The 11983-nt window shown below is 60.1% G+C and carries 7 protein-coding genes and 2 pseudogenes; 6 read left to right on the top strand and 3 right to left on the bottom strand.

Going from position 1 to position 11983, the window contains the following annotated elements; genetic code table 11:
* Positions 1-15: 15 nt before the first annotated feature.
* The gene (locus IV454_RS19660) at positions 16-885 is read right to left on the bottom strand and encodes a cysteine hydrolase family protein (RefSeq protein WP_206087455.1); all 870 of its coding nucleotides are present in this window, start codon (positions 883-885) and stop codon (positions 16-18) included.
* A 172-nt stretch (positions 886-1057) separates the two neighbouring features.
* On the opposite strand from IV454_RS19660, the gene IV454_RS19655 reads away from it, so the two are divergent.
* From IV454_RS19655 to IV454_RS19615, 6 genes and pseudogenes are all read left to right on the top strand, one after another.
* Positions 1058-1723, top strand: coding sequence for an NUDIX hydrolase (locus IV454_RS19655; protein ID WP_206087454.1), 666 nt, complete (start codon positions 1058-1060; stop codon positions 1721-1723).
* A 114-nt stretch (positions 1724-1837) separates the two neighbouring features.
* The gene (locus tag IV454_RS19650) at positions 1838-2389 is read left to right on the top strand and encodes an RNA 2'-phosphotransferase (RefSeq protein ID WP_206087453.1); all 552 of its coding nucleotides are present in this window, start codon (positions 1838-1840) and stop codon (positions 2387-2389) included.
* A gap of 338 nt (positions 2390-2727) precedes the next feature.
* On the top strand, positions 2728-4293 hold the full coding sequence (locus tag IV454_RS19645; protein WP_229521726.1) for a sensor domain-containing diguanylate cyclase: 1566 nt from the start codon (positions 2728-2730) through the stop codon (positions 4291-4293).
* 354 nt (positions 4294-4647) lie between these two features.
* Positions 4648-6384, top strand: a pseudogene (locus tag IV454_RS19640) (type VI secretion system Vgr family protein); the annotation flags it as partial.
* 243 nt (positions 6385-6627) lie between these two features.
* Positions 6628-10908: an RHS repeat-associated core domain-containing protein gene (locus IV454_RS32925; RefSeq protein WP_307730233.1), complete on the top strand. Its 4281-nt coding sequence runs from the start codon at positions 6628-6630 to the stop codon at positions 10906-10908.
* Between the two features lie 16 nt (positions 10909-10924).
* Positions 10925-11443, top strand: a complete 519-nt coding sequence (locus tag IV454_RS19615) for a hypothetical protein (RefSeq protein ID WP_206087451.1) — start codon at positions 10925-10927, stop codon at positions 11441-11443.
* A gap of 48 nt (positions 11444-11491) precedes the next feature.
* Here the strand turns inward: IV454_RS19615 and IV454_RS19610 are convergent.
* Both IV454_RS19610 and IV454_RS19605 read right to left on the bottom strand, forming a co-directional pair.
* Positions 11492-11746, bottom strand: a pseudogene (locus IV454_RS19610) (IS4 family transposase); the annotation flags it as partial.
* A gap of 92 nt (positions 11747-11838) precedes the next feature.
* Positions 11839-11979, bottom strand: a complete 141-nt coding sequence (locus IV454_RS19605) for a hypothetical protein (RefSeq protein ID WP_206087449.1) — start codon at positions 11977-11979, stop codon at positions 11839-11841.
* Between the last annotated feature and the right edge of the window lie 4 nt (positions 11980-11983).

Raw genomic sequence — 11983 nt, 5'->3', positions numbered from 1 at the left:
AAGAAGAAGGCCGGCTCAGCGCCGCGCGTTGGCAAGTAGTTCGGGCACGATATCGGCCGCCTGCGCAATGCGCAGACCGCGCGCGCGCATGTCGCGCACGAAGTCGTCGTACTGCGCGCCGAAGCCGGTCACGGGACTCATGCAGTCGGTCAGCAGCACCAGCTGCGACAGCTGGCGCGGGTCCCAGTGGGCGACGATATGCTCGGTGGTGGCGCGCACACAGTGGCTGCCCGCTTCGCCGGTGATATACACCTGGTCGGACCCGCGCAAGAGATCGAGGAAGGCCTGGTTGACCTGGGTGCTGTCGTCATCCGCATCCGGCACCTCGGCCTGCACCGCCGAATAGTGCTCGGTCCAGGGATTGCTGCCCTTGCCGATCTTGTTGACCATGCCCAGCGCACTGTCTTCCCAGGCGTTGTAGGCGGCGCGCACGTCGGCGTGCACATTGTGGCCCCAGGAACCGATCTCGCAGTGCACCGGCCAGGCCATGAGGGTGTAGCGCCCGGCCGCCTCCAGCGCATCGAGATAGGCCAGCACGCGCGCCAGCGCACTCGCCTTGCGCGGCAGGTACTTGCCCTGCCTGACGTCCGCCGCCGTGATTTGCGTGAACGGGTCGATCGCGCCCTGCGCCGCATCCATCCAGAAGGAACTGTGCGCCACGTCGAAACGGTGATGCGAGTCGAGCGTGATGCTGATCGCGGCAAGGCCATCGCGCCCACGGCGGATCAGGTCCGCCACGCGCAGCATGTCGGCGTGCGCTCCGGGCACCGGTAGCGCGGGTGCCGGCGCCGCGTTGGCGCCGGCGGGCGGCGCCAGATAGTCGGCCGGCAAATCGCAGAAATCGTTTTGCGGATCGATCACGAGCAGGTGGAGATTGTGTTTCATTTCCTTGTCCTTGTGAGTACAGTACGACAAGCATAAGCCACTTAATTTACTTTTGCAACTAACTATGCAATAATTTGTTGGTCCGATGACGGGTGCGATCAATCAGGGGAGGAATCATGAGCTCGAAGTTAATTTGGAGCATTTTTAAAGGCCGCGCGACGGCGTGCGGCGCATGAGCGCGGTGATCTGCACCGTCGATATCGTGCTGCTGACCCTGGTCGGCGAAGAACTGGCGGCCGTGCTGCTGCGGCGCGAACACGCCCCGTTCCAGGGCGCCCTGGCCATTCCCGGCGGCTATGTGCATCCGGAAGACGATCTGAGCGCCCACGATGCGGCCATGCGCGTCATCAAGGACAAGACCGCCATCGTCGCGCCCTACCTGGAGCAGTTGGCCACCTTTTCCGGCGCCGCACGCGATCCGCGCGGCTGGTCGGTGTCGGTGGCCCACTATGCGCTGGTGCCGCACGCGCTGCTGGCTGCGCGCGCGGACGCCGCCGTGCATATCGTGCCCCTGTCGCAGCTTGGAACGTTGCCATTTGACCACAACGGGATGATCGCCACGGCGCTGGACCGCTTGCGCAACAAAAGCCAGTATTCCTCCCTGCCCTGCTTCCTGGCCGGCGACACCTTCACCCTGCCGCAACTGCAGCGCATCTATGAGCTGCTGCTGGGCGAGCCCCTGAACAAGGTCAGCTTCCGCCGCAAGATGAGCGAAATGGATATGCTCGACCCGGTCGACGGCCAGTTCGAAGCGGCCGGCGCCCATCGTCCGGCCCAGCTGTACCGCCTGAAAGCAGCGCTGAGACAGACCCTGACCCTGCTCGAACGCGGCCTGTAATTGTATCCCGCGCAACAGTCGTTTCATATTGTCTTGCCATCTTTGCATTGCTGTCACGTATAATTATGGTCCATGACTAAACATAAAAATAAAAAAGAACAATCATTTCACTTGATGAGCGATTCCAACCGTACCGTAGCAATCAGTAAATTCCTCTCCCTGATTCTTCGCCACAGCCCTGGCACCATCGGGCTCACGCTCGACCAGAACGGCTGGGCCGATATCGACGAGCTGATCACGCGCGCCGCCAAGCACGGCAAACGCATCACCCCCGAACTGCTGCGGGAAGTGGTTGCCGACAACGATAAAAAGCGCTTCGCCATCAGCGACGACGGCAAGCGCATCCGCGCCAGCCAGGGCCACTCGGTGGCCGGCGTCGACCTCGCCCTGGTGCCCGTAACCCCGCCGCCGGTGCTGTACCACGGCACTGCCTCGCGCTTTACGGCATCGATCCGCGACCAGGGCCTCATTCCCGGCTCGCGCCACCATGTGCACCTGTCGGCCGACACCGCCACCGCGATCTCCGTCGGCCAGCGCCACGGCGTGCCCGTGGTGCTGGCGGTCCAGGCAGGCGCCCTGCATGAACAAGGACAGCCATTTTATCTTTCCGATAACGGCGTGTGGCTGACCGGTCCGGTGGACAAGCGCTTTATCACCTTCCCTTGATTTTTCCCTGCAGCAATTGAACGCGCCGCCAGGACAATAAGCCAGGAATGCTTGAATTCGTTTTATGAAACAACAGACAAGCATTCCTTACGTAAATATTTGATTCCAGTTCGCATGCGCTAAGGTAGAATGGCCGCTCAATTATTCAATCACCGCGCGTATCCGGTCCGTCCTGGCCAAGTCGCCTTGCGGAACAACGGCGATGTGATTGCGGGCGCCATGGAGCGATGCGAGCCGGATTGCTCGACCACGCCGTCCGCGCCCGGCACCTTGCGCCCCCACGACACTTTCCGAACGCGACCTTCCCCGCCATGAAAGCTGATAAGCCTGTATTGCCCGTGACTGAGCTCGATGGCAAAAAGCGGCCGCTGATTACCATTGCCGCGTCGTTTCTGTTGGTCGTCTGCATTTCGCTGGTAGCGGTGCAGGGCTGGAGCATTTACAGCGCGCGCGAAACCCAGCTGGCGCAAAGCGCCGCGGCGACCGCCAACATGGCGCGCGCCGTGGCCGACCATGCCGACAGCACCATCGAACTTGTCGACATCATCCTGGCCGGTGTGGTCGACAGCGTGCAGCACGACGGCATCACCCATTACGGCGAGCGCCTGCACCTGCACCTGATCGACCATGTCAGCCGCACTCCTTCATTGCAGGGCATAACGATCTTCGATGCCAGCGGCAACTGGGCCCTGCACTCGCTGCGCGAACCGGTCCCGGTCCTGAACAATGCCGACCGCCCCTATTTCATTTATCACAAGACACACAAGGACCAGCTGGCCCATGTCGGCGCGCCGGTCCGCAGCCGCGCGACCGGCACCTGGGTGCTGCCGGTGTCGCGCCGCCTCGAAGACAAGGATGGCAACTTCGCCGGGGTGGCCCTGGCCACGGTGCACCTGAGTTTCTTCCGCACTTTTTACGACAGTTTCGACATCGGCAAGGAAGGCAACATCACCATTGCCACCGACAGCGGCGCGCTGGTCATGCGTCGCCCCTACCTGCAAGAAAATATCGGCACCTCGATTGCCAAGGAACCCATGTTCAAGCAGTCGCGCGTGCGGGCGGCGTCCGAGTCGGGCACCGTTCCGCTCGACGTCGACAAAGTCGACCGCATGTACAGCTACCGTCCCCTGCGGCGTTATCCGCTATTCGTGGCGGTGGGCCTGGCGACCGACGAGACCTTGGCGAACTGGCGGGCCAACGCGTATATCTCGACGGCCTGGGTGGTGATCCTGCTGCTGATCCTGAACTGGATGGGCTTGCGCCTGTTCCGCCAGGTGATCCTGCGCGACGAGCTCGAAGAACAGTTGCGCAACGCCCAGCTGGCGCTGGTGACCAAGAACCGCTCCCTGAAACTGCTGGCGCGCAATGACGGCTTGACCGGGATCGCCAACCGGCGCCTGTTCGACGCCCGTCTCGACGCCGAGTTCAACCGCGCCACGCGCGACGGCACCTCGCTGGCGCTGGTGCTGCTCGACGTCGACTTCTTCAAGAAATACAACGATCATTACGGCCATCCGGCCGGGGATGCCTGCCTGCAATTCATCGGGCAATGCATCCGCACCGGCCGGCGCCGCGCCGGCAACCTGGCCGCGCGCGTGGGTGGCGAAGAGTTTGCGATTCTGCTGCCGAATACGGACCTGTACGGGGCCATCGTGGTGGCCGAGTCGGTGCGCCGGTCGATCGCGTCGGCCGGGCGCGAGCATCAGGCCAATCCGGTCGGCATTGTCACCATCAGCTGCGGCGTGCACGCGCTGGTGCCGGCCAGGGGGATGGAGTCGAAACAGCTGGTCGAAGCGGCCGACAAGGCGCTGTACCTGGCCAAGTCGACCGGGCGCAACCGCGTTTGTCCGGATGCGCCGGCGGTGTCGTCGCGGCGCGAACGGGCGTCGATCCTGGGCAGCTGAGTACAGCGGCCAACACAGAAGGTGCGATGCGATCGCATCGTCGGGCCGCATCGACGGCCAAGCTGCTTATCTGACACGCCATCTGCCGCCTCCAATTCACCAACACTGCTGCCAAAACAACAATATTCATAGCAAAATGCCATTGTTCTATTGCTAATTATAGTAAAATAGCACACTGACTTAGTGTGCTTTCGCGACCATCCATTCCGCCACCGCCAGCCCTCCCATCCATTTCGCCCTACTGGAACCAGCATGAGCAAAGCGTTAACGGTTTTACGCGATCTCGTCGCGGATCGCCAGCATAACCGTCTGATGTAACTGTCGTTTCCGAACCAGGACGCGCCCTCCGCGCAGTTGCTTGTCAATAAGCCCGACGCCTATGAGTGCTTGTCGAAGCCCTTCGAATTCACCGTCGAACTGCTGTCAGACAGCCCCGGCATCCCGCTCAAGGACATGCAAGGCAAAATGTTATGCGTGCAGATGGTTCGCAGGGACGGCACGATGCGTTACTTCACCGGGCGCGTATTGAGCTTCGGGCTCAAGACCGTCGACGGCGGTGTATCGTATTACGAAGCTAGGCTCGGCCCTTGGTACGCGTACCTGGGTATGCGCAAGGACAACTACCTGTTCCATTACACGACAATGTACCAGCAAACCGCCAGTATTTTTGGCGATTACGAAAACCTTGCCGATTGAAACTGGCGAGTCGGCGGCGCGGCCGAAGTAATGACCGACTGCTGCCAGTTCGATGAGAGCGACCGCAACTTCCTGGAGCGGCGCTGGGTCGCCTGCGGCATTGTCTACTGGTTCGAGCATTCGGAAAATGGTCACAAGCTGGTCCTGTCCGACGACACAACGAGCGCGCAGGCGATCGATGGCGGTCCGGCCGTACGCTTCCAGCGGCACGGCGGTATTGCGGAAGAAGACGGCTTGCGCGAATGGTCGCCGTCGCGTCAGATCAAGCAGGCTACGGTATCGCTTGCAGCGTTCGATTTCAAGGCACCCACCCCATCGCACACCTCGCTGCCCACGGTTAATCAACAAGGGAACGTGCCGAATATCGAATCGTACGAGTACACGGGCGCCTACGGCTTTACCGGCGGAGGACGCTCACTGGCCCAGTTGCGGATGGAAGAAATGGAAGCGGCGGGAAAACAGTTTCATGGTCTCGGCAATAACCGCAATTTACTGCCGGGGCGCTGGTTCAGGCTGGCCGACCATTTCGACGTGAGCGAGACCGGCGACGATGCCCAGTCGCGCGAGTTTTTGATCCTTGAAGTCATTCACAGCGCATCGAATAATTATCACATTAAAGAAACGGGCGAATCGCACTACGAGAATGAGCTGCGTGCCATACGCAAGATCATTCCTTATCGCGCCGGGCGCGACCATAACAGTGTCGAGACGAAAATCCATGGCATCCAGTCCGCAACCGTTGTCGGTCCCGCAGGAGAAGAAATTCATACCGATGAATTCGGCCGTGTACGCGTTCAGTTCCACTGGGACCGCGTCGGCGCGAATGACGAAAAAAGCTCGGCCTGGATTCGCGTGGCGACGCCATGGGCGGGCGCTAACTTTGGCATGACCTCCATTCCCCGAATCGGAACCGAGGTCCTGGTTCAGTTCATGGATGGCAATCCTAATCGTCCGATCATCACGGGAATGGTGCCCAATGCGGACACGATGCCACCGTGGAAGCTGCCTGCCAACAAAACGCAAAGCGGCATCTTGTCGCGTTCAACCCCAGGCGGCAGCTACGACAACGCCAATGCACTGCGCTTCGAGGATAAGAAGGGCAGCGAGCAGCTATGGCTGCACGCGGAGAAGGACCAGCTCACCGAGGTCGAGCACGACGAAGATAAATGGGTCGGCAATGACCGGCGCAAAACTGTGGATCGGGACGAAACGAACCACATCAAGCGCGACCGGGCCGAGACGGTCGATCGCGACGAAACCATTACGGTCCACAACAACCGCGCCGAACGCGTCGATCACAACGAGACCATCAGTATCGGCGACAACCGCACGGAAGACGTGGGAAAGAACGAAACGATTTCAATCGGCGAGAACCGGGTTGAGGACGTCGGAAAAAACGAAACCATCACGATCGGCAGCAACCGAACCGAAAACGTCGGCAAAAACGAAACCGTCATCATCGCCGGAAGCGGCGTGGTGGCCGGTGCGGGCCTCGTGGTCACAGCCACCGGTGTGGGCGCCCCGGTCGGGCTGGCGTTGGAAGGCGGCGCCGCAGCGGGCGCCACGGTCGGTAGTGCCGTGTCGGGAGCCGGCGCGGTAACCGACGCCGCGGCGACCGGGGCAGATGCCGTTGCGACAATGCTTAGTACGGGAAAAACACCCGATATGGTAGGCGTCGCCATGAAGGTTGGCGAAAATTTTATTGAGAATGTCGTCCTGAAAAAAGCGAGCAGCGCATTCAATTTCGTCAAACGATTCGCTTCGAAAAAGGCAATCCCCGGCAAGACCCCGGCACCTCCCGCCAAGCCTCCCGTGGCCGACAAGGGCGGTAAGGACCACGATGGCCGCGATGGGGGCAAGACAGTCAAGCCCAAGGAACAAAAAGGGGACAAGCCGTCCGATTGCTGTCCCAAAAATGCCGCACCGGGAGGCAAGAAAACAAGCACCAGGAAACCTGTGCATATCGGCACCGGCGAAGAAGTTCTGTATCAGAGCGATTTTGTGCTTGCCGGGCCAATTGCGCTGGAATGGGGGCGCACCTACCGATCAGGCTCGGAATCGGAAGACTGGGGCCTGCTCGGTGCCCGCTGGGCAACGCCGTTCACGGCATCATTGTCCGTCTGCGCGAAAGGCGTGGTGTACCATGAGGAAACCGGTCGCGCGCTGCGGCTGCCGGCCATCGAGGTCGGCCAGGAGCACGACAACCGGAGCGAAGGTTTCGTTCTGCGTTGCCACAGCGACACCCACTACTCCTTGACTTGGCGCGACGGCAGCGTCGACACATTCCGGCGCGTGGCGGACGGGGTCCTGCCGCACGGCTACGACGGCGTCAATGCCATGCTGGCGCCACGCTCCCCGGCGCAAGTACAGCGTTACGCTGTCGAGCGCCGTACCAACCTGGACGGCAGCGGCTGGACTGTCGAACGGCACGACGATTCGGCGCCCGGCGACGTGCTATTGCGTGTACGTACCCATGACGGCCTTACGCTGGAAGCGCTGCGTGAGCACCAGGTCCCCGGTGCCATAACGCAATCCGACGCCAATGCGCCGGCCCGTATCGGCCGCATTGAACAGGTACTCGACGATGGTACAAGGATCTGCCATGTAAGCTACCGCTATGAGGCGGCAGCAAAACCCGATGACATTGAAGGCGAGCCGACGCCATTCGACGCACTGCCGCAACGCTGGTATCTGGTCACGCAAACGAATATTGCCGGGGCCTCGCGCACCTATTCGTATCAACACTGCCTGCTGCTTTCATGCACCAACTACAGCGGTTTCGCACACCACCTTGAATGGGGCAGCCTGGAATTGCTGCGTGAGCGCTGGTCGGGAAATGGACTCGACGATGCGCAGCTGGCCCGGCATCATCCGGTCACCCAGGACAATAGCTATCGTGCGCGCGTGTTTCGGGTTGCTGGCGCCGACGGCAGCGGCGCAAATGCGTTTGCGTATATTGACCAAGACACGACACGCCTTACCGAAGCCGACGGCGGCGTACTGGAATACACCTTCAATGCGCAGTGGCTGGCCACCGACGTGCGCCGGGTCGGGCCCGATGGCATCGCGCGCTCCCTCGGGCGACGCGAGTGGGACAAGGACGGCATGCTGCTGTCCGACACCGACGGAGCGCACAACGCCACCCGTTATACCTACGACGCGGCAGGCAACCTGACCGGCGTCACCAATGCGCTCGGCCACGTCACCCGCATCGATTACGATGCACGCAACCGGCCCATCACGGTCACGGACGCCCTTGGCCACAGCACGCGCAGCGGCTACGACGACGCAGGGCGTATCGTCAACAGCACCGACGAACTGGGCCGCATAACCGCGTACAGCTATGACGGTCAAGGCCGGCTGGCAGTGCTGACCGATGCGCGCGGCGGCGCCAAGCGCCTGTCCTACGACGGCGCCGGTCGCCTGGTGTCGTACACCGACTGCTCCGGCTATACGAGCCTGTATCAATATGACGGTCAAAACCGCTTGCTCAACAGCGTGGACGCGGTCGGCAACACCAGCCGCTACCGCTACGATGGGCTCGGCCGCATGGTTGGCGTCACCCATCCGGATAAAACCACGGAGACGTTCGATTACGATGCCGACGGCAACCTGACCAGGCACACGGATTCCAAGGGGCAGGTGACAAGCTACCGCTACAACGGCCACGGCCTTCCCGTCGAGCGCATCGACGCCAAGGGCCAGACCATGCGCTACCGCCACGATGAGGCGCTGCGCCTTGTCGAGCTGGTCAACGGCAACGATGACTCCTATCGCTTCACTTACGACGAGGAAAGCCGGCTGCTCACCGAAACGGGGTTCGACGGCAAGATCACGCGGTTCAGCTACGACGGCGCGGGTCTGTTGGTGTCCAGCACCTGCGAAGGCGTGCGTACCGACTACCTTCGCGATTCGATGGGCCAGTTGGTGGCCAGGAACATGCCCGATGGCGACGTACGCTACGCCTATGATGCGCTCGGGCGGCTGACCGCTGTCGCCTCCCAGCGCGCCGAACAGCGCTTTGGCTACGACGCTGCCGGCCAGTTGGTCGACGAGCGCGTCGCCTACATGCTGGGACAATTGCCGCTGCCAGGTGAGCCGCGCCAGCGCACGGCCGCGTTCACGCTGACCCACGCCTACGACCTGCTCGGCAACCGCATTCAGAGCACGCTGCCGAACGGGCGCACGATCGACACCCAACGCTACGGCTCCGGCCATTGGCACGGCACACTGTGGCAGGGCACGGCGCTGGTTGACCTGGAGCGCGACCATCTGCACCGCGAGACGTCGCGTCAGGTCGGCACCGGCCGCGAGCGCCTCACTGAAAGCCGCGCCTACGATCCGCAGTCGCGCCTGAGTGCCTTCGCACTGACACGAGGGAACGAGCGCCTGCGCGAGCGCCGCTACGAATACGACGCCACCGGTAACCTGACCCGCATCGCCGACGAACGCGGAGGCGACCTGCGCTACGCCTATGACCCGCTGGGCCAACTGCTGTCGGCGCTGCGCGAACACGAGGCGAGCGAAACCTTCGCGTTCGACCCGGCCGGGAATCTGCTGGACCCGCCCTCAAGCAAGAACAGCGGGACGCCGCACGAGACGGAGGAGCTGCGCAAAGAAGAGGCGCACTTCGGCGAACAAGCCCGGCATGGTGCCCCAAGACTGGCCAAGGTGACGCACAACCTGCTGCGCCAATACGCGGGCCATGTCTACGATTACGATGCCCGGGGCAACGTGATCGGCAAGCGCTGGCCTGCTGGCGACGGTGGCCCGCAAGAACTGGCGCTGGCCTACGACAGCGAGAACCGCCTGATCACGGCAACCCGCACGAACGAACAGAGTCGACAGGTGGCGCACTACACCTACGACGCCTTCGGGCGCCGCATCGCCAAGGAAGTCAGCGAGGAACGGCGGGAAGCGGACGGCGCCGCGCGAGCCGTCGCCGTCAAAACCACTCTCTTCGTCTGGGACGGCGACGTCCTGGCGCAAGAAATCCACGCCGACAAGACCGTCACCTACCTGTACGAGCCGGACAGCTTCGTGCCGCTAGCGCGCATCGAGTCCGGCGAAGGCATCGCGAGCTATGCGCCGGCCGGCACTTACCTGTGCCACATTAACGAATGGGAGCTGCCCGATGTGCGGAACAATCCGCCACCGGATCTTCTGCAACACGAAGCTGAAAAGGCACAAGCCCATCGGGGCGATTGGGCGCTGCGGCAGGAACGGGCCGACGGCAATGATGCGGCCAAGGACCGCATTCATTATTATCAGTGCGACCATCTCGGCACACCGCAGGAGCTGCTGGACGAGCATGGCGTAAGCGTCTGGTCGGCACGGTACAAGGCTTGGGGGCGGATTTACCGTTACAACGCAAAAGACGTGGAGCAGCCGCTGCGCTTCCAAGGACAGTACGAAGATCAGGAAACGGCTTTATATTACAATCGAAACCGGTACTACGATCCGGACTGTGGCCGATATTTGATGCAAGATCCAATTGGATTGAGCGGGGGCTTCAATCTATATCAATATGCGCCAAATCCGGTTATATGGGTAGATCCAACTGGATTGACAAAATGCAATGCGAAATTAACATCAAAGCAAGCCCGGCGCGAAGTTATGAGACGAGCCGGAATACCAACGAGTTCTACACCTATTGCTCAGCGAACGCCAGCCGGATCATATTCAAACCGCCTACCCGTGCCGCCTGGAATGGAACAATATGCGTATGAAATCAGGGGGGATGAGGGAAGAAGAAGAATCATGATTATATCGCATCACCAACCCGACAGCGATCATGCTTGCGCTCATTGGCACGTTGGCGAAGCAAAGGCGCTTGATGAAAACGGAATGCCAACCACTTTCGATCATGGTTCGTGGAAATATCAAACAGCTGGCGGGCATGTGGTTGAGCATAAATAATTTATGAAACTATAAAATGAATAATAAAAACTTGGAAATAAAGATCATACAGCAGTCCCAGCGTCGAAATTTTAATAAATTTCTTACTGAGGAAGTTTGCGAGTCCTTAAAAAAATCGATTATTCAAGCCATCTATTTTCCAATTTCAAGTGACATTCTTCAAAAAATTCTTTCGATGTTAAAAATTGAAAAATTGAAAAAAGAAACGATTTTTGAAAATTCCAATGAATCGATCGATGAAAAAATATTGTTGGCAATTAGAAATTTGCCAAATTTACAGAAATTATTGTGTTTCTTCCCCAATTATTCTCCAACCAAAGAGCACATCACTTCGCAATTTCCTATTCTGGAAATACAGCGAACAAGTGCTGAGGATTGGTATCGATTAAACGTGTCGAAGAGAGACAGGATGGATTTTTTCTTCTGCATCGCACCCGACTTATCTTGCGGCATGGTGATGGATATCTACGCAGGCCATCCTTATACTTCCGGTTCGGACGCTCCAATTTACGATATTTACTCGTGGAATTTTTAGCACATTTGAGACTTAGTACCAGTATTTGAGCCGCTTGAAGGCACCTCGTTATACACAAGTGTTCAGCGCGCCAATTCCCCGTAGCGCGCGTATCGTTTCGACCGCCACGTGAACATCCTTCAGTCCGAGCCAGATGGTCTTGACGCCGGGCTCGCCATCGCTCTTGCGGGCGAGGAAACCGCCGATGCAGGCGATCTGGCGCAGAACGTCGTTCAGACGCGGCTTCTCCGGCGGCGTCTTTTTGCGCAGCAGGTAGGCTGCTTGAATCTCGTCCGGGTCGAAGAACAGTTCCGCATCCAAATCCGCCATCGGGGCTAGTGCTTCTTGTTCAGTTTTGCAATGTGCAAGTCCATCATCGGCATACCGGCACCAGGGAACCGCCGGATAGTGCGTCTTCATCCAGACGTCGACGCTTCGTCAACCGCATCGGCAAGCGCGATGAAGTCGACATGCTGCTCCATCAACTTGAGCGCATCACCAAGCCTGTTCAGCTTGGCTTCGCGTTCTTGGTCGGCAAACAGACTCGTCTTGATCATGAAA

Source organism: Massilia antarctica (assembly GCF_015689335.1).
In the GTDB taxonomy this organism is placed as follows: domain Bacteria; phylum Pseudomonadota; class Gammaproteobacteria; order Burkholderiales; family Burkholderiaceae_D; genus Telluria_A; species Telluria_A antarctica.
Note: the sequence above shows the minus strand (reverse complement) of the source record. Positions and strands in the feature narration are given on the sequence as shown.

Excerpts from the sequence above, each read along its gene's own strand:
- IV454_RS19660 (WP_206087455.1), bottom strand. The coding sequence starts at position 885 with ATGAAACACAATCTCCACCTGCTCGTGATCGATCCGCAAAACGATTTC.
- IV454_RS19655 (WP_206087454.1), top strand. The coding sequence starts at position 1,058 with ATGAGCGCGGTGATCTGCACCGTCGATATCGTGCTGCTGACCCTGGTC.
- IV454_RS19650 (WP_206087453.1), top strand. The coding sequence starts at position 1,838 with ATGAGCGATTCCAACCGTACCGTAGCAATCAGTAAATTCCTCTCCCTG.
- IV454_RS32925 (WP_307730233.1), top strand. The coding sequence starts at position 6,628 with ATGCTTAGTACGGGAAAAACACCCGATATGGTAGGCGTCGCCATGAAG.
- IV454_RS19615 (WP_206087451.1), top strand. The coding sequence starts at position 10,925 with ATGAATAATAAAAACTTGGAAATAAAGATCATACAGCAGTCCCAGCGT.
- IV454_RS19605 (WP_206087449.1), bottom strand. The coding sequence starts at position 11,979 with ATGATCAAGACGAGTCTGTTTGCCGACCAAGAACGCGAAGCCAAGCTG.